The sequence below is a fragment of the Aggregatibacter sp. HK296 genome, from assembly GCF_980469475.1.
This window is the reverse complement of the sequence record NZ_OZ413142.1, coordinates 1,840,839-1,863,859: the sequence shown is the minus strand read 5'-3', so window position 1 is coordinate 1,863,859 and position 23,021 is coordinate 1,840,839. Positions and strand designations below refer to the sequence as shown.

The window sequence follows — 23,021 nt, the reverse complement described above, 5'->3', positions numbered from 1 at the left end:
GTCGTATTAAAAAAGAATAGAAGAAAACTGACAATAAACTATAAATGGCTGAGATAAACCATAAGAAAAACCGCACTGAGATTTTTATCTAAAGTGCGGTTTTATTTTTTTCTATTTTTATTGCTTTATCATTTTCTTTAACTGATACAAATAGGCCAATGCCTGTTTTGGACTTAATTCATCTGGATCTAATTCTTGTAACATATTCAATAACATATCCTTATTTTCATCTTCTGCCTGATCAAATGCTAATTCACCTTGGCGTTGATTTAATAAACGTAGATCCTGAATCTGTTGATTGGCATTTTGCTGTGACAGTTTTTCTAATTGCGCCAGTTTTTGTTTGGCGAGCTTGATAACTTGTTGTGGCACACCTGCCAAGGCAGCGACGGCAAGACCATAGCTTTTGCTGGCAGCACCTTTCTGCACGGCATGCATGAAAGCGATGGTATCATTATGCTCAATGGCATCTAAATGAATATTACCTATGCCTTGTACCTGTTCCGGCAGTACGGTGAGCTCAAAATAGTGGGTGGCGAATAAGGTTAAAGAACGAATTTTCTTCGCCAACCACTCAGCACAAGCCCAGGCAAGGGACAAACCGTCGTAAGTGGAGGTTCCACGGCCAATTTCATCAATCAACACCAAACTTTTGTCTGTCGCTTGATGCAGAATATTCGCTATTTCCGTCATTTCCACCATGAAGGTTGAACGTCCGGAAGCGAGATCATCAGAGGCTCCAATGCGGGTAAAAATGCGATCAACAGGGCCAATTATGGCACTGTCTGCCGGCACGAAACTGCCCATGTATGCCATTAAGGTAATCAGTGCTGTTTGGCGCATATAGGTACTTTTACCGCCCATATTCGGGCCGGTGATAATGAGAAAATGTTGCTGTTCCGTAAGCACTGTTGGGTTGGCAATAAACGGTTCCTTCAACACTTGTTCCACCACGGGGTGACGGCCATTTTGAATATGAATGCCCGTTTGCTCCGAGAAGGTCGGCGCCACATAATTCAGGCTTTCCGCCCGCTCCGCTAAATTGGTGAGCACATCCAATTCGGCTAATGTCAAACCGGCGAGCTGTAAGTCACCTAAGTGCGGTAATAATTGGTCGAAAATTTCATCGTATAACTGTTTTTCCAGCGCCAAAGAAGCGCCTTTCGCTTTCAACACCTTATCTTCATAGGTTTTTAGCTCAGGAATGATATAACGTTCGGCATTTTTTAAGGTTTGACGACGTACATAATGAATCGGCGCCTTATGGGCTTGCCCCTGGCTAATTTGAATGTAATAACCGTGCACCGCATTGAAGCCTATTTTTAAGGTATCAATGCCGGTGTTTTCCCGTTCCCGCTGTTCCAGATCTTCCAAATAACGGGTGGCACCGTCGGCTAATTCACGCCATTCATCCAATTCGGCGTTATAGCCTGCCGCAATGACACCACCATCACGAATTAGCACCGGTGGACTATCAATAATCGCCCGTTGTAAAAGGTCAAATTGTGCCGAAAAATCACCTAGCTGCTGATAAAGTGCGGTCACAAAATCCAACGGATTTTTTTCCGATGCTTTTTCCGACAGACAATTTTTTATATGAGGAATTTGTTCCAGCGCGGTACGCAAGCGGGTTAAATCACGCGGACGGGCGGTGCGTAACGCCACGCGCGCTAAAATGCGCTCCATGTCACCCACTTGTTGCAAATAAGGTTGTAAATCCGCCACTAAATCTTGTTCTAAAATCGCACCAATGGCTTGTTGGCGTTGCGTGAGTTTTGTCACATCGCAAATCGGCTGATGAATCCAACGTTTGAGCAAGCGACTGCCCATTGGGGTCACACATTTGTCTAATACGGCTGCCAACGTGTTTTCCGTACCGCCCGCCAGATTTTGAGTGAGCTCCAGATTGCGACGGGTTGCGGCGTCCAACTGAATATTTTCGCTGTGTTGAATGAGATGAATGCTTTGAATATGCGGCAAGGCGGTGCGTTGCGTTTCGCGTGCGTATTGCAATAAACAACCGGCCGCACATAATCCCAGAATCGCTTTTTCCACACCGAATCCGCACAAGTCTTTGGTATTAAATTGATGGCAAAGCTGTTGAATGGCGGTTTTTAGCTCGAATTCCCAAATAGGGCGACGGCGCAAACCTTTAGCGTGTTCAATGAGCTGAAAATCGGCAAAATCTTCGCAATAAAGCAATTCTACCGGCGAGATGCGTTGCAATTCCGTTTGCAAATCCGCTTTGGATTGCGGTTCGCATAGCTGAAAACGACCGGACGTCATGTCTAATGTCGCCAAACCAAAATGATCTTTTTCCTGATACACCGCGGCAATGAGGTTGTCTTGCCGTTCCGGTAACAGCGCCTCATCACTCACCGTGCCCGGCGTGACAATGCGCACAATTTGGCGCTCAACGGGGCCTTTCGCCGTATTCGGATCACCGATTTGTTCGCAAATGGCGACGGACTCCCCTAACTGCACCAACTTCGCTAAATAGCCTTCCACCGCGTGATAAGGCACACCTGCCATGGGAATCGGCTGCCCTGCAGATTGTCCACGTTTAGTCAGCGAAATATCCAACAGTGCGGAGGCACGTTTCGCATCGTCATAAAACAGCTCGTAAAAATCGCCCATGCGATAAAACAACAAAATATCCGGATTCTCCGCTTTGAGTTGCAGATATTGTTTCATCATCGGCGTATGCTGTTCGAAATTTTCTTTTGACATCATGTTGTTATCTTATTCCGGCGATTATTGGGCGGTTTCCGTTGTAGCGGCACTTGGTTTACGGCGTTTGCCGATATTTTTACGATCTTGATGACGTTGTTTGGTTTTTTTATCCGCTTTCTTTTGCGCTTCGCGTTTTTCTAATTTCTTCGCTTTTTGTTTTTTGCTGACGGTTTTGATTTCACCGTCTTTCGGCGCTTTGGTGCGCGGTTCCAAACCTTCAATCACACGGGCTTTCAGAATTTCTTGGGTATAACGCTTAATTTTGCCCAGTAGACGATAATCGTGCGCTTCCACGAAAGACACGGCGGTGCCTTTTTTGCCGGCACGCGCGGTACGCCCGATGCGGTGCAAATAAGTATCGGCGCTGTACGGTAAATCAAAATTCATAATGTGGCTAACATCATCAATATCGATACCGCGTGCGGAGACATCCGTGGAGACCAACACCGTCACCACGCCGTTTTTCAGTTTATCGATGGCATTATTGCGTTGGGTTTGCGCCATTTCACCTTCCAGATAGGTGCTGCGAATACCGCGTTTGCGCAAATTTTCCGCCAGTTCGCGTACATCTTCCCGACGGCGTACGAATACAATGCCTTTGCTCACTTGCTCTTGCTCAATGAAACGCGCTAATAATTTGAATTTATGCTCATTACTGTCGGCGTGATAATACCACTGCTGAATTTTCTTCCGCTCACGTCGGCTCGGTTCTGCATCAATTTTCACCGGCTCGTTTAACGTGCGGTCGGCAAAATCTTCCAATAAATCCCCTTCAAGGGTCGCCGAGAATAACAACGTTTGCTTACGCCAACGGGTTTCTGCCGAGATTTTCTCCGCATCTTGCCCAAAGCCCATTTGCAACATTCTGTCCGCTTCGTCAAAAATCAGAATTTCTACCGCGCGGCAATCAAAATTTTCTTCTTTAATGTATTGCAACAAACGCCCCGGGGTCGCCACAACAATGTCTTGATTTTTATTGAAAATCTCGCCGTGATTTTGATACGCCACACCACCGGTGATGGTCGCAATGCTGAGTTTGGTAAAGCAGGCAAGTTCTTCCGCCTGTTCCGCTACCTGCATGGCAAGTTCACGGGTTGGTGTAAGAATCAACACACGCGGCGCGCCCGGTTTACGGCGTGGATAATCCAACAAATGTTGAATCGCCGGTAGCAAAAACGCGGCGGTTTTTCCAGTGCCGGTCGGTGCCGACCCGAGGACATCAAAGCCCTCCATCGCGGCAGGAATGGTTTCCTGTTGGATGGCGGTAGGACGTTGGTAGCCTTTTTTCTGGAGGGCGTTGAGTAATTCAGGCGCGAGATCAAAATCTGCAAATTGAGTGAGGTTTGTCATTGGTATTTGTTGTTCATTAGCATTAAAATTGCGCCGAATTATACCGCACTTTACCGTTAAAGTGCGGTCCTTTTTGACGGTGTTTTTCGATGAGTAAGACGGGTTTTCGTTTTAAACAATTTCAGGTCAATCACGAGCGGTGTGCCATGAAAGTGGGGACGGACGGTATTTTATTGGGCGCGTGGGCGGATGTGACGCAGGCAAACCAGATATTGGATTTAGGTAGCGGCAGCGGCTTAATCGCCTTAATGTTGGCTCAACGCAGTTCTGCCGAAAGCCGAATTTGTGCCGTGGAAATTGATCACGCGGCGGCACAACAAGCCTGTGAAAATGTATTAATTTCACCGTGGAAGAATAAAATTCAGGTGTATCAGCAGGATATAGATAGTTTTTGTACTCAAACAGCAGAGCGCTTCGACTTGATTGTCGCCAATCCGCCCTATTTTCAAACGGGGGTAGATTGTCGTAATGAGGAGCGGAATACAGCCCGTTATTTTGCCGCACAAAGTCATTTACATTGGTTAGAGACCGCTGCTGCTTGCTTGGCACCCAAGGGAAAAATCAGTTTTGTGTTACCTTTTGACGCAGGAGAAACTTTGCTAAAAAGCACCGCACTTTATTGTGTTGTGCGTTGCGATGTCATTACTAAGCAAGGCAAAGCGCCACAACGTATGTTGTTGACCTTTGCCACACAACCACAAACATTGCTATATGACGAGTTGATTATCTACGACACCCAGAATCAATATCACGCCGATTTTGTTGCATTGACGCAGGATTTTTATTTGAACTTCTAAAAACACCATAAAAAAACACCGCACTTTCTTTAAAAGTGCGGTGTTTTTCTTTGTTTCTTAGGCCTATTTCATTAATTTCGTCCAGTTGTAATAACCGTATAACGAGTTCAGTAAATAGGCACTATACATTAAATACATGGCCGGGGTTTCCGCCCATAAGGCAATGGAAAGGATATTTAACAAAATCCATAAAAGCCATTGTTCACGGTAGCGTAAAATCATCAATAATTGGGCTGAAACAGTAATTACGGTAGTTAAACCGTCTAATCCTGTGGAGCTGCCGCCTGCCGCATTAAGGGCTTGCACGAACAATAACGTACCGACAATCACTGTGGTGGCAAGGATGAGCCAGCCTTGTAACGTCAACGATTTGGCAATTACGCTTTCTCCACCGCTCTTTTCTTGTTGCATATGGGTTTTCCACATGAAATAACCGATAAATTGCGCTGGAATATAAACATACAAGACGGTATTCATTTCGCCGATGAAATTCTCACCCCATGCTACATAGAAGTAAGTGTAGGCAAAAATCAGTCCGAACAGATAATTACTGATTTTCCCTTTACTGACAAACACCACGCAAATCACGCCTGTAATACCGGAAATCATGGCAAGCGGCGATTGTGGATCTAAGACAAAAGCAACAATTTGTGCGGCAATAAAGAGAAATAGCCAAAACACTTCAAAAGGTTTCCAGTCGGAAAAAAGTTCTTGTTTTATTTGATGTAAATACGGTTGTAGATTCATAGTCACCTCACAAATGGGATAAAGTGCGGTCATCTTAGGAAGTATTTTTTAGAATGTAAAGGATTTGCTACGTTTTTGTGTTGCTGATCACAAAAAAGATGTCATCACGTTAAACATGAATGGCATCGTGTCATTTCTTTTTCAGCGTAACAGGGCTAAAATAGCGCCTTTTTATCAATAGAGAGAACATCATGACTTTTGCGGTTGGGCAGCGTTGGATCAGTGAAACGGAAAATAATTTAGGCTTAGGAGTCATTCGTGCCGTGGATGTTCGGCAAGTGACAATTGATTTCCCTGCCGCACAAGAACAACGTATTTATGCGGTGAAAAACGCGCCGTTAAATCGTGTGCAATTTCGTATCGGTGATTTGATTCAACATGTAGAAAGTTGGCATGGCGAAGTGCTCAATGTGGCGGAAAATAATGGCTTGCTGTTCTATTTGGTACAACAAGAGGGCAAGGAAGACCGTGTCGTCAGTGAAATGGAGTTGGCTCATCGCATTTCTTTTTGCCGACCGCAAGAACGCCTGTTTTCCGCACAGATTGATCGTAACGACCATTTCGTGTTGCGTTACCAAGCTTTGCAATACCAAAAAGCGCAATTTCAATCGCCCTTGCGGGGCTTACGCGGTATCCGCGCTGGGCTGATTCCTCATCAATTACACATTGCGAAAGAAGCCGGGCGGCGTATTGCACCACGCGTGTTGTTGGCCGATGAAGTGGGTTTAGGTAAAACCATTGAAGCCGGCATGATTTTGCAGCAGCAATTATTTGCCGAAAAGGTACGCCGCGTGCTGGTTATTGTGCCGGAAACGTTGCAACATCAATGGTTGGTCGAAATGTTGCGTCGTTTTAATTTGCACTTTTCGCTGTTTGATGAAGAACGTTGCGCGGATTTTGCCGCGACAGAAGAGCAAGAAGAAGTGAATCCGTTTACCACCGAATCCATGATTATTTGTGCCTTGGATTGGTTGGTGCAAACGCCAAAACGGGTACAACAAATTTTGGCGGCCGGTTTTGATATGCTTATTGTCGATGAAGTGCATCATTTGGTGTATGACGAAGTCAATCCAAGTTTGGAATATCAGTTAGTGCAACAACTGACACAACAGATTCCGGCCGTGTTGTTACTCACCGCCACACCGGAGCAGCTTGGTCAGCAAAGTCATTTTGCCCGTTTGAATTTATTGGACCCACATCGTTTCCATGACTATCAGGCTTTTTTAAAGGAACAGCAAAATTACCAGCCGATTGCTGAAGCCACACAGGCATTACTGGATAATCGCCCATTAAATGTGGATGAAAAGCGCACGATTTCCTTGTTGTTGGCTAAGTCGATTAATTTTGAAACCGGCAATAAGGCGAAGTTAATTCAACAGCTTATCGACCGCCACGGCACCGGGCGTTTATTGTTCCGCAATACCCGTCAAAGTGTACAAGGCTTCCCGAAAAGGGTGTATCACCCCATTGCCTTATCTCAGCCGAAGCAATATGAAAATGCAGTGAAAACGCTCCTTGCCTTTGGTGAAAATCCGTTGCAATGCGCGCTTTATCCTGAACATTTTCTGCGAGAACTTAACGCCAATATGGCGTGGTGGGAATTTGACCCACGTGTGCAATGGCTCATCGATTTTTTAAAACAACATCGACAGGAAAAAGTGTTGGTGATTTGTCGTTATGCAGATACGGCAATTCAGCTGGAACAAATTCTGCGTGAAAAAGAAGGCATTCGTAGTGCGGTATTCCACGAAAAAATGTCTATTGTGGAACGCGATCGTGCGGCGGCGTATTTTACCCAACAAGAAAATGGTGCACAGGTGCTACTCAGTTCCGGGATCGGCTCTGAGGGGCGAAACTTCCAATTTGCCTGTCATTTGGTGCTGTTTAATTTGCCGGAAAATCCCGATTTGTTAGAGCAGTGCATCGGGCGTTTGGATCGCATTGGACAAACGCGAGAAATTCAAATTTATCAGCCGTATTTTGCCGACAGTGCGCAAGCGGTGCTGGCTGACTGGTATCATTTAGGCTTGAATGCTTTCAATGAAACCTGTCCGATGGGCGCCTTATTGTTCGAACAGTTTGCCGAAGTATTGCAAAAAACATTGAAGAATCCGACCGCACTTGACGCTCGTCAGGGCTTAATTGAGCGTACTCAAGAGGAACGGTTACGCCTGAAGCAGCTGTTGGAACAAGGGCGTGATTTGTTGTTGGAGCTTAACTCTAACGGTGGCGAGGCGGCGAAGCAGCTGGCACAAGACATTGCCGAGCAAGATGGTAGTCAGGAGTTAGTCAATTTTGCCTTGAATCTGTTTGATGTCATCGGTGTGGAACAGGAAGATTTAGGTGAGCAATCTATCGTCATCACGCCCACAGGAACGATGCTTATGCCCGATTTCCCGGGCTTGAAAGAGGAAGGTGTCACGGTCACTTTTGACCGTCAACTGGCGTTGGCACGCGAGGAGTTGGAGTTCCTCACTTGGGATCATCCGATGATTTACCACGGCATTGATTTAATCACTTCTGGCGACATTGGCAAAAGCACCGTGGCGTTGTTGGTGAATAAAAATCTGCCATCAGGCACGCTGTTACTGGAGTTGGTTTATGTGGTGGAAAGTCAAGCGCCACAAGGGTTACAATTAACCCGCTTCTTACCGCCAACACCGATTCGTCTGTTGCTGGATAATCGCGGTAATGATTTGGCGTCGCAGGTGGCATTTGACACATTACAACGCAAATTGAAGCCGATGGAACGCAATGTGGCGAATAAAATTGTGAAAATGTTGCGTCCGAGCATTGAAGGGTTGATTGCCCAAGGGGAGCGTTTGGTGGTGGCACAAAGTGAGCAAATTATCAATGCCGCACAGCAAGAAGCCGAGCAGCAATTGGATGCAGAACTCAACCGATTAATCGCGTTACAAAAAGTGAATAAAAACATTCGCGCCGATGAAATTCACACGTTAGAACGTCAACGCACCCAAATTTTACAGCTGTTACAACAGGCAACCTGGCGTTTAGATTGCTTGCGTGTGATTGTGAGCAATAAGGAATAAACATGGCCCTGATTGAATATAATCCGCCGCAGGAACCTTGGCTGGATTTGGTGTATCGCGATGATTATATTGCGGTGGTGAACAAGCCAAGTGGACTGCTTTCCGTACCGGGCAATCAGCCGCAATATTACGACAGCGCAATGTCGCGGGTGAAAGAAAAGTACGGTTTTTGTGAACCGGCGCATCGCCTTGACATGGCCACCAGCGGCATTTTGTTGTTTGCTTTGAGCAAAGCGGCAGATCGCGAGTTAAAACGCCAATTTCGTGAACGCGAACCGAAAAAATATTATCAAGCTCTGGTTTGGGGGCATGTCGAGCAAGATCATGGTGTGGTGGAATTGCCACTCATTTGTGATTGGGAAAATCGCCCACGGCAAAAAATTTGCTTTGAACGAGGCAAAAGAGCGGTCACTTTTTACGATGTTTTACAACGTTATCCCAATAATACGACACGCATAAAGCTTACGCCGATTACAGGGCGTTCCCATCAATTACGCCTACACATGCTGGCACTTGGGCATCCGATTTTAGGTGATAAATTCTACGCACATCCACAAGCCAAAGCGTTATCGCCTCGTCTCTGCTTGCACGCGGAAAGCCTGCAGATTCAACATCCGATTACCGGAGAAACGATGGGATTCACCGCGCCGGTCGGTTTTTAATAAAAAAGTGCGGTGAAAAAATAAGATATTTTTTCACCGCACTTTAACTGTGATTCAACGATAAGCTGAACTTATAAAATCACCTCTAATTTATCATAAGCACGACGGGCTTTTTCTAAGGCTTTTTCAACACTAATATCGCGCGCCAAAATCACCCCTAAACGACGATGGCCATTCACTTCACCTTTACCAAAAATGCGTAAGTTGGTTTGCGGTTCGGCAAGTACCTGCTCTACGTTGGCAAATTGTACTTGGTTGGATTTGCCTTCTACCACAATGGCTTTAGAGGCGGACGGGCTGATGAAATCGATGCTTGGAATCGGCAATCCTAAAATGGCACGAGCGTGCAAGGCGAACTGTGATAACTCTTGTGAGATCATGGTCACCATACCGGTATCGTGCGGGCGAGGGGAAACCTCGTTAAAAATCACATCATCGCCACGCACGAACATTTCTACCCCGAAAATCCCACGACCGCCTAATGCTCCGGTGATTTTCTCTGCAATTTCTTGCGCTTTTTTCAATGCGGTTTTTGACATGGCTTGAGGTTGCCAAGATTCACGGTAATCGCCATCCACTTGAATGTGCCCGATAGGGGCAAGGAATGAGGTGCCATTCACATGGCGCACCGTGAGCTGGGTAATTTCGTAATCAAATTTGATGAACCCTTCCACAATGACACGTCCTGCGCCGGCACGTCCGCCTTCTTGGGCGTAATCCCATGCGGATTGGATTTGATCGAGGGTGCGAATAACGCTTTGCCCATGACCGGAAGAGGACATAATCGGTTTGACCACACACGGAACACCGATTTTTTCGACCGCACTTTTGAAGTCGTCAAAGTTATCTACGAATTCATAAGGTGAGGTTGGCAAGCCCAATTCTTCCGAGGCTAAACGACGAATGCCTTCGCGGTTCATGGTCAGCTTCGTGGCTTTGGCGGTCGGGATAACGGTGAAACCTTCTTGTTCCAGTTCAAGTAAAGTATCGGTGGCGATAGCTTCCACTTCCGGCACGATAAAATCAGGACGTTCCTTTTCCACAACGGCGCGTAATGCCACGCCATCCAACATAGAAATGGTGTAAGCACGGTGTGCCACTTGTTGTGCAGGGGCGTTTTCATAGCGATCTACCGCAATCACCTCAACACCTAAACGTTGTAATTCAATGACAACTTCTTTGCCCAATTCCCCCGCACCAAGCATCATTACTTTCAGTGCTTTTGGGGTTAATGGCGTGCCTATTGTGGTCATGGGGGGCTCCTTATTGTTTGAGTAGGCTTTCGTCTAAGGTTAAATCTTCGTTTTTATTCACACCGATACCGCGTGCTAATACATTTTGCGCAATTTGATGTGCTTCGTCCAAAGAATGTTCGGTGTATGTTCCGCATTGATATTCATTCAGTTCAGGAATTTCACGTTGATTTTTCACATTGAGAATATCCTGCATGGAGTCTGCCCAGGCTTGTGCAACTTGAGTCTCATTTGGGGTTCCGATTAAGGACATATAAAAGCCGGTGCGGCAACCCATCGGGGAAATATCAATAATTTCAACATCTTGACTATTGAGATGCTCACGCATAAAGCCGGCAAATAAATGTTCTAGTGTGTGAATGCCCTTCGGTGGCAAATTTTCCTTATTTGGAATGGTAAAACGCAAATCAAAAACAGTGATGTTATCTCCTTTTGGAGTTTGCATTATTTTGGCGATTCGCACTGCAGGGGCATTCATACGAGTGTGATCGACTTTAAAACTATCAAGTAATGGCATTTCTTTTTCCTCAAATGGAGTTGTTTTTGTTTATAAAATAATCAATTGAACGTTTTTTTGAGATTTTTTAAATTATTTACGAACTTTTTTCACTATACTGCTGTCATAGACAACGAGCAACTTGCAGTTGTTTTAATAAAATTGGTTCCTTAGGTTATTCGCCTCTCCTCGTGAGAGGCATTTTTTTAGCCATTCTACCGTAAAATCGCGTTCTTTAAAGAACGGCAACACCCAAAAATAATAAAAAAACGTACCGCACTATTTTTCCCAGCGTCATAAAAATCAGACACGCCACCCAATTTAATCTCAACCAGCCTGCCACAGCACAAAACACATCACCGACGACTGGCAACCAGCTAAAAAATAGCATCATACTCCCGTGGCGCCGTGTTTTTTCTAATACCCACGCGAGTTTTGCATTTTGTGGCGGTGTATTAAAAGTAGGGAGCCAACGCCCAAGTGCATAGGTGGTCAGACTTCCCAGCGTGTTTCCGGCAACGGCAGTCCACAATAGGCTTTGAATATCCACAGAAAGATAATGCGTACCCGCCCATAAAAGCGGTGTGATGAGAGTGATAAAAATAATTTCGGAGTTGCCGGGCAGGACAGTCGCGCTGAGAAAAGCACTGGCGAACATAATCCACAATCGATGCTCGCCAAATAAGGCGAACCACCCATCCCAGCTAAAAAGATCAAACATGATTAAATGTGCGGAAAATAAGTGCGTAAGTCATTTTCATGATCTGCTGTGATTGCCCGTCGATAATCACGAATTACCTCGTATTAATTTGTTGACCCGCACATCAAACACATCCATGCCGGCGCGTAATCCGGCTTGAATGCCAAAATCGCCATCTTCAAAGACTAAGCAACGTTGTGGCTTGGCTTGAATCAGTTCGGCACAACGTAAAAAGGTGTCCGGTGCCGGTTTATGATTCTGAATATCTTCGGCAGTCACGATGGCGGAGAAATATTTCTCAAAATCAAATTTGTCTAATAAAATTTTGGCAATCGGGCGGTGAGAGCCTGTGCCTAATGCCAAAGGCTTTTTATTATAAAATGCGCGAACAATATTGGCGGCAGGCAGCAATGTGGCGTGTTGCATAATTAGTTTTTTGCCATATTCTCTTTTTAATTCAATGACATCCTCTAACTTATCTAAAGGCATGGCATAGCGTTTCATCATTTCTAGCGCAATGGCTCTTACTGGGGCGCCGCCCATTTCATACAATAAGTTGCCATCAAACGGATAACCATAATGTTGCCCGACCATTTCCCATGCTTTGGCATGGCTAGGCATGGTGTCAATGACGGTGCCGTCCATATCAAAAATTAAACCGTCATACTGATTTATTACGTCATTATCTAACATGTTGCTTTCCGAATTACTTTAATAAAATGAGAGGGGAGTTATTTTGCTACAATTTTGTGATCAATGCACCGTTTAATTCATCGCGATTCGGTTATACTTGGGCAACTTTTTTGAGAGCGAGCGAATGGATCTTCAACAACGGCTTTGGGCATTTCAAGTCCGAGAATTAATTGACGAACATATTGTGCAAATCGTGCTGAATGTGCGTTGTCATTTGCAACAAGATTGGCGGGTGGATGTTGAAACCGAGCAGGTAAAAATGATGTTAGTGCATATTGCTAGTGCATTGGGGCGGATTCAACGTGGCCATCGAGCTTCGCCGTTGTATGCCGATTTTTTGGATGAAATTCAAAGTGCGGTGGTTTTTCCGCAAGTTTTGCAGATTCACCAAAAGATATTGAAAGTAATTCCGTTGGCGATTCCCGAAGAAGAACAAACGTATTTTTTGGCAAACGTGTACGGATTAGTATTGGATCAACCACAGGTGTTAGAACGGCTTCGTTAAAAATACACGAAAAAACGACCGCACTTTTGGTTGTTCTAGAAAATGAGTTGGGGATTATAAAGAAGTGAAATGGCGCACCCGAAAGGATTCGAACCTTTGACCGCTCGGTTCGTAGCCGAGTACTCTATCCAGCTGAGCTACGGGTGCGTAGTTGGTGTTCAATTTGCTCAAACCATTTTAAACAATAGAGTCGATTTAAAATGGCGCACCCGAGAGGATTCGAACCTCTGACCGCTCGGTTCGTAGCCGAGTACTCTATCCAGCTGAGCTACGGGTGCGAGACAAATTAAACAAATGGCGGTGAGAGAGGGATTCGAACCCTCGATGGAGTTTTTGACCCCATACTCCCTTAGCAGGGGAGCGCCTTCAGCCTACTCGGCCATCTCACCACAATTGGTTTGTGGGCGGTATAATACGGGTTTATGACAATAAGTCAAATTATTTTTTCCGAAAAGTGCTTGAAATCAAGTTAGTTGTGCGATTTCTCGACAACTTCAAGTATCCCCTTCGCTGATTATTTCCCGCGTAAAATCGCCCGTAAATTGGCAATATGGCTTTGTGTTTTTGCTTGTTGCTGTTCGGCACTTAACGGCGGTTTATCCCGTTCCCACTGCAAATCGTTTTCCGGCAACTCCAGTAAGAATCGGCTTGGCTCCGGACGAATCAATTCGCCGAACTGGCGTCGTTCTTTGCACAACGAGAACCACAGATTCTGCTGTGCACGCGTAATGCCCACATACGCCAAACGGCGTTCTTCTTCCACGTTGTCTTCGTCAATACTGGTTTGGTGTGGCAAAATGCCTTCTTCCATGCCGATTAAAAACACATGCGGAAATTCTAGCCCTTTGGAGGCATGAAGCGTCATTAATTGTACCTGATCGCTGTCATCTTCCTCTTCGCCCCGTTCTAACATATCGCGTAAGGTTAAGCGGGTAACGATCTGATTGAGGTTCATCGGCTCGTTAAATTCATCGCCTTTGAGCATATCAGCAATCCAATCAAACAGCGTTGCCACGTTTTTACTCTGCATTTCAGCGGCTTTGGGGCTGGTGGCGTATTCGTATAAATATTCTTCATAATGTAACGAAGCAAGCATGGAGCGCACAGCGCGTTCAGGTTCGGAACGTTGTATTTCATCATTCAATTCCACAATCCAACGGGCGAATTTTTGCAACGCATCATAGGCTTTCGGGGTGACCCTCTGAATTAGCTCAAAATCAAAAATCGCTTCAAATAAGCTGACATGTTTTTCTTGTGCCAATGAACCCAATTTTTCCAGGGTTGCCGTACCGATTTCCCGTTTTGGCGTATTCACAATGCGCAAAAATGCCGCATCATCATCTTGATTCACCACCAAACGCAAATACGCCATCATGTCCTTAATTTCCGCGCGGGAGAAAAAGGATGTGCCACCGGAGATTTTGTATGGAATGCGGTTTTGCATCAGAATTTTTTCCAGCAAGCGCGATTGGTGGTTACCACGATACAAAATAGCATAATCACGATAATGGGTTTTGGCGATAAACCGGTGAGCAATGAGTTCGCCCACGACACGTTCCGCCTCATGTTCTTCGTTTTTTGCTTCAATAATTTGTAACTTTTCCCCTTCGCCTAAATTGGAAAAGAGTTTTTTGTCGAAAACATGATCATTGTTATCGATGAGGATATTGGCGCAATGCAAAATGCGTTGGCTGGAACGGTAATTTTGTTCCAGTTTAATCACCCGTAACACCGGAAAATCATCGCGTAATCGCACCATATTCTGTGGTCGTGCGCCACGCCAAGAATAAATGGATTGATCATCGTCACCCACTACGGTGAAACGCGCACGATCGCCCACTAACAACTTAATCAACTCATATTGACTGGTGTTGGTATCTTGGTATTCATCTACCAACAGATAGCGAATTTTCTCCTGCCATTTTGACCGCACTTCGGCGTTCTGTTTGAACAGTAGGGTCGGCAACATAATCAAATCATCAAAATCCAACGCGTTGTAAGCACGCAATTGTTTGTTATAGCGGTCATAACAATGAGCAAAGGTTTGTTCTTGCTTATCACGCGCCAATGCCATTGCTTGTTGCGGGCTACATAAATCATTCTTCCAGTTGGAAATGCGATTGATCAGCGTGCGTAGTAACTCTTTGTCTTCTTGAAATAGATCGGCGGTGAGTTCCTTTAACAGCGCCATTTGATCATGCTCGTCAAACAACGTCATATTGGCTTTAAAACCTAAGTGCTTATATTCACGCTTAATAATGTCAAAACCGAGGGTGTGAAAGGTGGATACAATTAGCCCTTTGGAGGATTCCTTACCAATAGACTGTGCCACGCGTTCTTTCATTTCGCGAGCGGCTTTGTTGGTGAAAGTGACGGCGGCGATTTGCTTTGGAAGATAGCCACACTTGCCAATGAGATGAGCAATTTTATTGATGATGACGCGCGTTTTTCCTGAGCCTGCACCGGCTAAAACGAGGCAAGGGCCGGAAACATATTCCACGGCTTGTTGTTGTTGCGGATTGAGTTTCATAGTCATTGATTATTCACTTTGCGGCCACGCATAAGGCAGTAGCGCCGTATCCAACAGAAAAGACAACGGCACATCCAAAATCGGCAAGCCCCAACGTTTCGCCATCTCAAAATCATATTTGGTACCCGCATAAGGACTATAAGGTTCTGTCGGATCCACGAGTTTTACCACGGTGCCACAGGCACTTGCGGTGAAAAGTGCGGTCGAAAAAAGCACTGTTTTTAAGGGTTGAAATTTCATAAGTGGGCGGATTTTACACCAAATAAGAAAAGATGTGGAAAGGTTTGCACAAGATTGTTCGGGCAAAAAAATGCGCCGTTGGTTTTCCTTCGGCGCAATAAAATTTAAGTTACATTACATTAGAAACGGTAAGATGCATTGGTGCTGAAGGTATTACCTTTAACATTTTCACCATCAAATTTGTGACTAGTACGTAAATATTCCAAACCTAATTCAAAGTTTGGTGCTAAGTTCGCTTTTACACCTGCACCTAAACCATAACCGGCTTTTGTTTCGGTGGTTTTGATTACTAGTCCATCGTAGTGATCTGTTGCATCAAATTTTACGATTTCAGCACTTACTTTTGCATAAGGCAACACAGATGGGGTCGCACGGTAGCCTAGCAAATAACCTACGCCTAAACGGCCTTTTTGTTGTACTTTAGTGTCAGCGTCGTCCACTAATGTTGAATTGTGTGGTTTGAGTTTGCCTTCAACGATACCCACAACATTTTCACTATGGTTGAAACCATAGTCCGCAATTAAATCTACGTTTGAGATGCGTTTTGCATCTTCGTATTTGGTTGTACCTACGCCAACACCTACACCGAAACCGGTGAAGTCAGATGCGACTGCGGAAGTTGAAGCAAGAACAACAGCGCTAAGTGCTAAAAGTGTTAATTTTTTCATAAGACCCTCTGTCTGATTGAGTTAAAAAACGGTGTGAGTATAGGCATTTTTACTATAAGGATCAAGATCCTTTAGTGATATCAAGGATCTTGAAAGACAAAGTGCGGTCTGTTTTTTCGGTGTTTTTTGATCTTGTTTTCAAGGGGATTTCTCATGCGCCCTTGGCTGATTTTCGCTATAATGCGACAACATTTTATCAACATCATGAGATGATTATGGCTCAAATTGCTGCAAATCCCCTTGTCCTCGTGGACGGTTCTTCTTATTTATACCGTGCCTTTCACGCTTTCCCTCCGCTTACCAATTCCAACGGTGAACCGACAGGCGCCATGTATGGTGTGCTGAATATGTTGAAAAGCTTGATTTCTCAGGTGCAGCCAAGCCACATTGCGGTAGTGTTTGATGCCAAAGGCAAAACTTTCCGCGATGAAATGTTTGAGCAATATAAATCTCACCGTCCGCCGATGCCGGACGATCTGCGTAAACAAATCCAGCCGTTGCATGACATGATCCGTGCCTTGGGTATTCCGCTGTTGGTGGTGGAAGGCGTAGAAGCGGATGATGTGATCGGCACGCTGGCGTGCCAAGCCTCAAAAAACGGGCAGAAGGTACTTATTAGTACGGGCGACAAAGATATGGCACAGCTGGTGGACGACAACATTATGTTGATTAATACCATGAACAACAGCCTGCTGGATCGTGATGGCGTGATTGAAAAATACGGTATTCCGCCTGAGTTGATTATTGATTATCTGGCGTTGATGGGCGACAGCTCCGACAACATTCCCGGTGTCTCCGGCGTAGGCGAAAAAACAGCGCTAGGGCTTTTGCAAGGTATCGGCAGCATGGAGCAAATTTATGCCAATCTAGATAAAGTCGCCGAACTGCCGATTCGTGGTGCGAAGAAACTCGGTGAAAAATTGCTTGCTGAAAAAGACATGGCAGATTTGTCCTACGCGTTGGCAACCATCAAAACCGACGTGGCATTGGCATTTTCTCCGCAAGAACTTGCGCTTGGTGACAGCAACAATGACGCCTTAATCGAATATTTCGGGCGGTATGAATTCAAACGCTGGCTAGGCGAGGTGATGAACGGCACCAATTCTGTAACGCAACCGACGCAATCGGTGAAAATTAACCATTATCAAGCGACGCCGGCAGTCAAAACCGATGAAAGTGCGGTTGAAAACTCGGTTAAATTTAACATCGACCGCAGCCACTATGAAAATATTCTGACTGAAACAGATTTAGCTCGTTGGGTGGAAAAATTAAGTGCCGAGAAACTGATTGCGGTGGATACGGAAACCGACGGGTTGGATTATATGTCTACTAATTTGGTCGGCGTATCTTTTGCGTTAGAAAATGGCGAAGCGGCGTATTTACCGTTGCATTTGGATTATCTCGGTGCGCCAAAAACGCTCGAAAAAAGCACCGCACTTGGTGCCCTCAAACCCATTTTAGAGAATCCGAATATCGGTAAAGTCGGGCAGAATCTCAAGTTTGATATGACCATTTTTGCTCGTAATGGCATTGCGTTGCAGGGTATTGAATTCGACACCATGTTGCTTTCTTACACCTTGGACAGCACCGGTCGACACAACATGGACGACTTAGCTAAGCGTTATCTCGGGCACCAAACCATTGGCTTTGAAGACATTGCCGGCAAAGGGAAAAATCAGCTGACGTTCAACCAAATCCCGCTAGAGCAAGCAGGCGAATACGCGGCGGAAGATGCCGACGTGACCATGAAATTGCAACAAGTGTTGTGGGAAAAACTTCAGTCGCAACCCAGTTTGGTGGAACTCTATCAGTCCATCGAATTGCCGTTGCTTGGCGTGTTGTCGCGTATGGAGCGTTGCGGCGTACTGATTGATTCTGATGCACTGTTCCTGCAGTCCAACGAAATTACCGAAAGATTGGCCGCACTTGAAATGCAGGCGCACGAACTGGCGGGGCAACCGTTCAATTTGGCGTCCACGAAACAGTTGCAAGACATTCTGTTCGATAAACTCGGCTTGCCGGTGTTGCAAAAAACGCCGAAAGGCGCACCGTCCACCAATGAAGAAGTGTTGGAGGAACTGGCGTACAGCCACGAATTGCCGAAAGTGTTGGTGGAACATCGCGGTTTGAGCAAACTGAAATCCACTTACACCGACAAATTGCCGCAAATGGTGAACTCGCAAACCGGGCGCGTGCACACCTCTTACCATCAAGCCGTAACGGCAACCGGGCGGCTTTCTTCCAGTGATCCGAATTTGCAGAATATTCCTATTCGTAACGAGGAAGGCCGTCGCATTCGCCAAGCCTTTATTGCCCGCGACGGTTATAAAATTATTGCCGCAGACTACTCGCAAATCGAGCTGCGCATTATGGCGCATTTGTCCAACGATACCGGTTTGATTAATGCGTTCGCGCAAGGCAAAGATATTCACCGTTCCACCGCGGCGGAAATTTTCGGTTTGCCGTTGGAACAGGTGACGAGCGAACAACGCCGCAACGCGAAAGCCATTAACTTTGGGCTGATTTATGGTATGTCCTCTTTCGGGCTTTCCCGTCAGCTTGGGATTTCCCGCGCGGATGCGCAACGCTACATGGATTTGTATTTCCAACGTTACCCGGGCGTGCAAACCTTTATGCACGACATTCGTGAGAAGGCGAAAGCGCAAGGCTATGTGGAAACCTTGTTCGGACGCCGTTTGTATTTGCCGGAAATCAATTCTTCCAACGCCATGCGTCGTAAAGGCGCAGAACGGGTTGCGATTAACGCGCCAATGCAAGGCACCGCCGCCGACATCATCAAACGCGCCATGATTAAATTGGATGAAATTACGCGTGATAATCCGGATATTCACATGATCATGCAGGTGCACGATGAATTGGTGTTTGAAGTGCGGTCAGAAAAAATCGCGTTTTTTAGCGAGCTCATCAAACAACATATGGAAGCGGCCGCTGAGCTTGTGGTGCCGCTGATTGTGGATGTCGGCGTGGGCGAGAATTGGGACGAAGCCCACTAAGGTTAAGGAGAGAACATGGCACACAAAATTATCTGTAGCGCAGATTTTACCGCCACCCGCGCTTGGGGTGGTTTGGATATCACTGAAATGAATGGCATCAGCGTGCGGTTACATTGGACGGATGAGCCTTATAAATGGCATATCAATGATGGCGAGGAAGTCTTTGCGGTGATGGACGGCGTGGTGGAAATGCACTACAAAGAACGCGGCGAAGCCAAAAGAGTGTTGCTAGAAACCGGCGATATTTTCTATGCCGGCATCGGCACCGAACACGTCGCGCACCCGCAAGGCGAAGCACGGATTTTGGTGATTGAAAAGGCGGGGAGTGTTTAAAAATAAAAAGAGCGGTCGGTTTTAAAAATGTTTTTATATCGACCGCTCTTTTTTATTCTTTTGCCAATTGTTTTTGAGGAGCGCCAATCTAAGGGACACAGATCAAATGAACAATTACAGCGCCTGTTTCACCGCCACATCCAAACCTGCTGTTGTGCGGCCAAGCAATTTCTCAAGGGTTTTGTCTTCTGAGAATAATGCACCGTTTGACGCATCCACATCCCATTGTGCAATTAAGCCTGCAAAACCGGCATCTAAACCGGCTTGTACAAGCGCAGCAGCGTAGTCTTCTGCCGGAATATCTACATACGGAATCTCTTTGCCGGTTTGTTTGCTGATTTCTGCGGCAAGGTCGGCTAATGTCCAACTGGTTGATCCGGCGAGTTCGTAAGTTTGGTTTTCATGGCCTTCACCCAGTGCGACATTGACTGCAGCTTCCGCAAGTTCTGCACGAAGTGCGGATGAAATTCTGCCTGTTTTTGCCGAACCGTAGAAAGCATTGTTTTCTAATGCGGCCGGAACTGACTCTGTGTAGTTTTCGGTGTACCAACCATTGCGTAAAATTGTATAAGTGATACCGGAGGCTTTTAAGGCGGCTTCTGTTTCAACGTGTTCACCAGCAAGAGATTTGACGGTATTTTCATTAGTGGCGCCTAATAAACTGGTATAAATAATGTGTTTCACACCGGCTTTTTTTGCCGCTTCAATCACATTTTTATGTTGTTGAATTCGCTGCCCCACTTCACTGCTTGAGACTAAAATTAACGTATCCACGCCTTGTAACACCTCTACTTGTCCTTCTGGTTTTGCATAATCAAATTGGCGGGCTTCTGTGCCTGAAATCTTCGCTGGATTACGTACAAGCGCGATCACGTTTGCGTGTTTTGCTTTTAATAAGTTTAGGGCGATTGAACCGAATTGACCTGTTGCACCGGTGATGGCGATAGTTTTCGTTGTCATGATGTTTTCCTTCTCGTTAAATTGAAATGACGTTTGAACATTTGATTGTTCGCTTGATGTAGCGTATTATATTTTCAATACTTACTTTTGAGAAGTACTCACATAAACGTAAGTTTTGAGATTTTTTGAAAATAATTTTTAATTGATTGATTTTTAAGGAATTAAAAATGGAAAAAGTTTTTGAGCGTGGCAATGTGTTGGCTTCTACCTGTCCTTCTCGGCAAATTTTGCAGCATTTAACCAGTCGCTGGGGGGCGTTAGTATTGGTGAGTTTGCATTCCGGCACCAAGCGTTTTAGCGAACTTCGTCGCTCTATTGATGGCGTGAGCGAGCGTATGTTGACAAAAACCTTGCAGGAACTGGAAGCGGACGGCATGTTAATTCGCAAATCCTACAATACCGTGCCGCCGCAAGTGGATTACACCTTAACGGAATTCGGTTCGCAGGCGTCCAATAAAATGTTTGAGTTGGTGGATTGGTTGGAAACAAATCTTGACGGAATTTTGTCGAAGCAAGCCGCGAATCCGTAAGAACTACGGCATGATGCTTGCTAAAGTGCGGTGAAAAATCGACATGTTTTTCCACCGCACTTTTTTCCGCCTTTCCTTTATCCCGCCTTGTGTTTTCAGTATAATGGGACACATTTTCTTTTACCTAAATAGACAGAACATATTATGACAAAATTTAATGTAAAAACTTTCCAAGGCATGATTCTTGCCTTACAAGAATACTGGGCGAACCAAGGCTGTACCATTGTGCAACCCTTTGATATGGAAGTGGGCGCAGGGACCTCTCACCCGATGACTGCATTACGCGCGTTAGGCCCTGAGCCGATGGCATTTGCTTATGTGCAACCTTCCCGTCGTCCGACCGATGGTCGCTATGGCGAAAACCCAAACCGTTTACAGCATTATTACCAATTCCAAGTGGTGATTAAACCGTCCCCAGACAATATCCAAGAGTTGTATTTAGGTTCCCTTGAAATGCTTGGTTTTGACCCGACCAAAAACGACATTCGTTTTGTAGAAGATAACTGGGAAAACCCCACTTTAGGCGCATGGGGTTTGGGCTGGGAAGTATGGTTAAACGGCATGGAAGTGACCCAATTTACCTATTTCCAACAAGTGGGCGGCTTAGAATGTAAACCGGTTACCGGCGAAGTGACTTACGGTTTAGAACGTTTGGCGATGTACATTCAAGGCGTAGATTCCGTGTATGACTTAGTTTGGTCTGACGGCCCGCTTGGCAAAACCACTTACGGTGACGTATTCCATCAAAATGAAGTGGAACAATCCACCTACAACTTTGAATATGCCGACACCGATTTCTTATTCCATTGTTTCGATCAATATGAAAAAGAAGCGAAAAGCTTATTGGAATTAGAACGCCCGTTGCCACTGCCGGCTTACGAGCGCATTTTAAAAGCGGCACACAGTTTCAACTTGTTAGACGCGCGCAAAGCGATTTCCGTTACTGAGCGTCAACGCTACATTTTACGCATTCGTGCCCTTACTAAAGGCGTGGCGGAAGCCTATTATGCCAGCCGTGAAGCCTTAGGCTTCCCGGGTTGTAAAAAATAAAGCGAAAAGTCACCGCACTTTATGTGTTAACACCGTGATATAAGGAGAACATCATGAAAGATTTTCAATACCCCGACGATATTTACACCGAAGCTGAACCGGACGAAAACACGCTAGCGAATTTAGGGCCTTTAGCGCCTATGGCGGGAATTTGGAAAGGCAAGCGTGGGCTTGATATCAACCCGAAAGCTGAAGGGGCAGTGAAAGATCCTTATATCGAATATTACGAATTACAACCGATTGATGCGCAAACCAATGGGCCGCAATTGTTTTATGGCTTGCGCTATCACACGCATATTGTGCAGCCTGATGAAGTGGAAACCTTTCATGATCAAGTAGGCTATTGGTTATGGGAACCGGCAACAGGCAATATTTCCTTGTCGTTGAGTATTCCACGTGGACAAAGCCTTATTGCTACCGGTAATGCGGCGGCAGATGCGAAAGAGTTTACGCTAAAAGCCGTGCGCGGCTCTTTAACGAATGGCATTATCTCGAATCCGTTTTTAGAACAATCTTTCACGACAGAAAGCTATGAAATTACGGTGAAAATTCATGAGGATGGCACTTGGTCTTACGATCAAACTACCACGATGATTATCCCGAATTATGACAAGCCGTTTGAGCATCGCGATCGTAACCGTTTAACCAAAATCGGTGAGCCGACATTAAATCCGACTGCACTTGCTGTGGCAAATAAAGAATAAGGGGCC

The 23,021-nt window shown here is 45.5% G+C and carries 20 protein-coding genes and 3 tRNA genes; 9 read left to right on the top strand and 14 right to left on the bottom strand.

Going from position 1 to position 23,021, the window contains the following annotated elements:
• Positions 1 to 117 precede the first annotated feature (117 nt).
• Positions 118 to 2,733, bottom strand: coding sequence for a DNA mismatch repair protein MutS (gene mutS / locus AC30SH_RS08900; protein WP_212510186.1), 2,616 nt, complete (start codon positions 2,731 to 2,733; stop codon positions 118 to 120).
• A gap of 21 nt (positions 2,734 to 2,754) precedes the next feature.
• Complete coding sequence (gene srmB, locus AC30SH_RS08895) at positions 2,755 to 4,083, bottom strand: ATP-dependent RNA helicase SrmB (RefSeq protein ID WP_314886435.1); 1,329 nt, start codon at positions 4,081 to 4,083, stop codon at positions 2,755 to 2,757.
• A gap of 89 nt (positions 4,084 to 4,172) precedes the next feature.
• Here srmB and AC30SH_RS08890 point away from each other — a divergent pair, with 89 nt between their 5' ends.
• A complete protein-coding gene (locus AC30SH_RS08890) occupies positions 4,173 to 4,880 on the top strand; it encodes a tRNA1(Val) (adenine(37)-N6)-methyltransferase (protein WP_005715539.1) in 708 nt (235 codons plus the stop codon).
• Between the two features lie 63 nt (positions 4,881 to 4,943).
• On the opposite strand, the gene pnuC is transcribed toward AC30SH_RS08890, so the two are convergent.
• Entirely contained in the window at positions 4,944 to 5,627 is a 684-nt protein-coding gene (gene pnuC / locus AC30SH_RS08885) for a nicotinamide riboside transporter PnuC (protein WP_032997720.1), read from the bottom strand.
• A gap of 191 nt (positions 5,628 to 5,818) precedes the next feature.
• On the opposite strand from pnuC, the gene rapA reads away from it, so the two are divergent.
• Together rapA and rluA are read left to right on the top strand one after the other, a co-directional pair.
• Complete coding sequence (gene rapA / locus AC30SH_RS08880; protein ID WP_212510188.1) at positions 5,819 to 8,677, top strand: RNA polymerase-associated protein RapA; 2,859 nt, start codon at positions 5,819 to 5,821, stop codon at positions 8,675 to 8,677.
• Positions 8,678 to 8,679: 2 nt separating this feature from the next.
• Entirely contained in the window at positions 8,680 to 9,339 is a 660-nt protein-coding gene (gene rluA, locus AC30SH_RS08875; protein WP_005715545.1) for a bifunctional tRNA pseudouridine(32) synthase/23S rRNA pseudouridine(746) synthase RluA, read from the top strand.
• Positions 9,340 to 9,410: 71 nt separating this feature from the next.
• On the opposite strand, the gene purT is transcribed toward rluA, so the two are convergent.
• The 4 genes from purT to AC30SH_RS08855 all read right to left on the bottom strand — a co-directional run bounded on the left by purT (position 9,411) and on the right by AC30SH_RS08855 (position 12,481).
• Positions 9,411 to 10,592, bottom strand: coding sequence for a formate-dependent phosphoribosylglycinamide formyltransferase (gene purT, locus AC30SH_RS08870; protein ID WP_212510189.1), 1,182 nt, complete (start codon positions 10,590 to 10,592; stop codon positions 9,411 to 9,413).
• Between the two features lie 10 nt (positions 10,593 to 10,602).
• Positions 10,603 to 11,109: an S-ribosylhomocysteine lyase gene (luxS, locus tag AC30SH_RS08865; protein ID WP_212510190.1), complete on the bottom strand. Its 507-nt coding sequence runs from the start codon at positions 11,107 to 11,109 to the stop codon at positions 10,603 to 10,605.
• 214 nt (positions 11,110 to 11,323) lie between these two features.
• A complete protein-coding gene (locus AC30SH_RS08860) occupies positions 11,324 to 11,809 on the bottom strand; it encodes a YqaA family protein (protein ID WP_212510191.1) in 486 nt (161 codons plus the stop codon).
• A gap of 66 nt (positions 11,810 to 11,875) precedes the next feature.
• Positions 11,876 to 12,481: a beta-phosphoglucomutase family hydrolase gene (locus tag AC30SH_RS08855; protein ID WP_212510192.1), complete on the bottom strand. Its 606-nt coding sequence runs from the start codon at positions 12,479 to 12,481 to the stop codon at positions 11,876 to 11,878.
• Positions 12,482 to 12,605: 124 nt separating this feature from the next.
• Here AC30SH_RS08855 and AC30SH_RS08850 point away from each other — a divergent pair, with 124 nt between their 5' ends.
• Positions 12,606 to 12,986, top strand: coding sequence for a PRD domain-containing protein (locus AC30SH_RS08850; RefSeq protein WP_212510193.1), 381 nt, complete (start codon positions 12,606 to 12,608; stop codon positions 12,984 to 12,986).
• Positions 12,987 to 13,056: 70 nt separating this feature from the next.
• Here AC30SH_RS08850 and AC30SH_RS08845 read toward each other — a convergent pair.
• The 6 genes from AC30SH_RS08845 to AC30SH_RS08820 form a co-directional block, all read right to left on the bottom strand.
• Positions 13,057 to 13,133 (bottom strand) — tRNA-Arg (locus tag AC30SH_RS08845).
• Positions 13,134 to 13,187: 54 nt separating this feature from the next.
• Positions 13,188 to 13,264 (bottom strand) — tRNA-Arg (locus tag AC30SH_RS08840).
• Between the two features lie 17 nt (positions 13,265 to 13,281).
• Positions 13,282 to 13,375: transfer RNA gene (locus tag AC30SH_RS08835), tRNA-Ser, on the bottom strand.
• 125 nt (positions 13,376 to 13,500) lie between these two features.
• Positions 13,501 to 15,516, bottom strand: a complete 2,016-nt coding sequence (rep, locus tag AC30SH_RS08830) for a DNA helicase Rep (RefSeq protein ID WP_314886445.1) — start codon at positions 15,514 to 15,516, stop codon at positions 13,501 to 13,503.
• A gap of 9 nt (positions 15,517 to 15,525) precedes the next feature.
• Positions 15,526 to 15,756: a YceK/YidQ family lipoprotein gene (locus tag AC30SH_RS08825; RefSeq protein ID WP_314312250.1), complete on the bottom strand. Its 231-nt coding sequence runs from the start codon at positions 15,754 to 15,756 to the stop codon at positions 15,526 to 15,528.
• Between the two features lie 119 nt (positions 15,757 to 15,875).
• Entirely contained in the window at positions 15,876 to 16,424 is a 549-nt protein-coding gene (locus tag AC30SH_RS08820) for a porin family protein (protein ID WP_048750585.1), read from the bottom strand.
• Between the two features lie 215 nt (positions 16,425 to 16,639).
• Between AC30SH_RS08820 and polA the strand changes: the two genes are divergently transcribed.
• Together polA and AC30SH_RS08810 are read left to right on the top strand one after the other, a co-directional pair.
• Complete coding sequence (gene polA, locus AC30SH_RS08815; protein ID WP_314312253.1) at positions 16,640 to 19,438, top strand: DNA polymerase I; 2,799 nt, start codon at positions 16,640 to 16,642, stop codon at positions 19,436 to 19,438.
• Positions 19,439 to 19,453: 15 nt separating this feature from the next.
• Positions 19,454 to 19,771 carry a cupin domain-containing protein gene (locus AC30SH_RS08810; RefSeq protein ID WP_212510195.1) on the top strand — a complete coding sequence of 106 codons (318 nt, stop codon included), beginning with the start codon at positions 19,454 to 19,456 and terminating at the stop codon, positions 19,769 to 19,771.
• 114 nt (positions 19,772 to 19,885) lie between these two features.
• Here the strand turns inward: AC30SH_RS08810 and AC30SH_RS08805 are convergent, their stop codons facing one another.
• Complete coding sequence (locus AC30SH_RS08805) at positions 19,886 to 20,731, bottom strand: SDR family oxidoreductase (protein WP_314312256.1); 846 nt, start codon at positions 20,729 to 20,731, stop codon at positions 19,886 to 19,888.
• 167 nt (positions 20,732 to 20,898) lie between these two features.
• On the opposite strand from AC30SH_RS08805, the gene AC30SH_RS08800 reads away from it, so the two are divergent.
• The 3 genes from AC30SH_RS08800 (at position 20,899) to AC30SH_RS08790 (ending at position 23,015) form a co-directional block, all read left to right on the top strand.
• Positions 20,899 to 21,261 (top strand): winged helix-turn-helix transcriptional regulator, encoded by a 363-nt coding sequence (locus AC30SH_RS08800; RefSeq protein ID WP_314312258.1) that lies wholly within the window; start codon positions 20,899 to 20,901, stop codon positions 21,259 to 21,261.
• A 141-nt stretch (positions 21,262 to 21,402) separates the two neighbouring features.
• Entirely contained in the window at positions 21,403 to 22,311 is a 909-nt protein-coding gene (gene glyQ, locus AC30SH_RS08795) for a glycine--tRNA ligase subunit alpha (RefSeq protein WP_048749789.1), read from the top strand.
• 53 nt (positions 22,312 to 22,364) lie between these two features.
• The gene (locus AC30SH_RS08790) at positions 22,365 to 23,015 is read left to right on the top strand and encodes an FABP family protein (RefSeq protein WP_314312260.1); all 651 of its coding nucleotides are present in this window, start codon (positions 22,365 to 22,367) and stop codon (positions 23,013 to 23,015) included.
• Positions 23,016 to 23,021 lie beyond the last annotated feature (6 nt).

Bases quoted from the DNA above. Each gene is read 5' to 3' on its own strand.
- mutS (WP_212510186.1), bottom strand. From the start codon at position 2,733: ATGATGTCAAAAGAAAATTTCGAACAGCATACGCCGATGATGAAACAA.
- srmB (WP_314886435.1), bottom strand. From the start codon at position 4,083: ATGACAAACCTCACTCAATTTGCAGATTTTGATCTCGCGCCTGAATTA.
- AC30SH_RS08890 (WP_005715539.1), top strand. From the start codon at position 4,173: ATGAGTAAGACGGGTTTTCGTTTTAAACAATTTCAGGTCAATCACGAG.
- pnuC (WP_032997720.1), bottom strand. From the start codon at position 5,627: ATGAATCTACAACCGTATTTACATCAAATAAAACAAGAACTTTTTTCC.
- rapA (WP_212510188.1), top strand. From the start codon at position 5,819: ATGACTTTTGCGGTTGGGCAGCGTTGGATCAGTGAAACGGAAAATAAT.
- rluA (WP_005715545.1), top strand. From the start codon at position 8,680: ATGGCCCTGATTGAATATAATCCGCCGCAGGAACCTTGGCTGGATTTG.
- purT (WP_212510189.1), bottom strand. From the start codon at position 10,592: ATGACCACAATAGGCACGCCATTAACCCCAAAAGCACTGAAAGTAATG.
- luxS (WP_212510190.1), bottom strand. From the start codon at position 11,109: ATGCCATTACTTGATAGTTTTAAAGTCGATCACACTCGTATGAATGCC.
- AC30SH_RS08860 (WP_212510191.1), bottom strand. From the start codon at position 11,809: ATGTTTGATCTTTTTAGCTGGGATGGGTGGTTCGCCTTATTTGGCGAG.
- AC30SH_RS08855 (WP_212510192.1), bottom strand. From the start codon at position 12,481: ATGTTAGATAATGACGTAATAAATCAGTATGACGGTTTAATTTTTGAT.
- AC30SH_RS08850 (WP_212510193.1), top strand. From the start codon at position 12,606: ATGGATCTTCAACAACGGCTTTGGGCATTTCAAGTCCGAGAATTAATT.
- rep (WP_314886445.1), bottom strand. From the start codon at position 15,516: ATGAAACTCAATCCGCAACAACAACAAGCCGTGGAATATGTTTCCGGC.
- AC30SH_RS08825 (WP_314312250.1), bottom strand. From the start codon at position 15,756: ATGAAATTTCAACCCTTAAAAACAGTGCTTTTTTCGACCGCACTTTTC.
- AC30SH_RS08820 (WP_048750585.1), bottom strand. From the start codon at position 16,424: ATGAAAAAATTAACACTTTTAGCACTTAGCGCTGTTGTTCTTGCTTCA.
- polA (WP_314312253.1), top strand. From the start codon at position 16,640: ATGGCTCAAATTGCTGCAAATCCCCTTGTCCTCGTGGACGGTTCTTCT.
- AC30SH_RS08810 (WP_212510195.1), top strand. From the start codon at position 19,454: ATGGCACACAAAATTATCTGTAGCGCAGATTTTACCGCCACCCGCGCT.
- AC30SH_RS08805 (WP_314312256.1), bottom strand. From the start codon at position 20,731: ATGACAACGAAAACTATCGCCATCACCGGTGCAACAGGTCAATTCGGT.
- AC30SH_RS08800 (WP_314312258.1), top strand. From the start codon at position 20,899: ATGGAAAAAGTTTTTGAGCGTGGCAATGTGTTGGCTTCTACCTGTCCT.
- AC30SH_RS08790 (WP_314312260.1), top strand. From the start codon at position 22,365: ATGAAAGATTTTCAATACCCCGACGATATTTACACCGAAGCTGAACCG.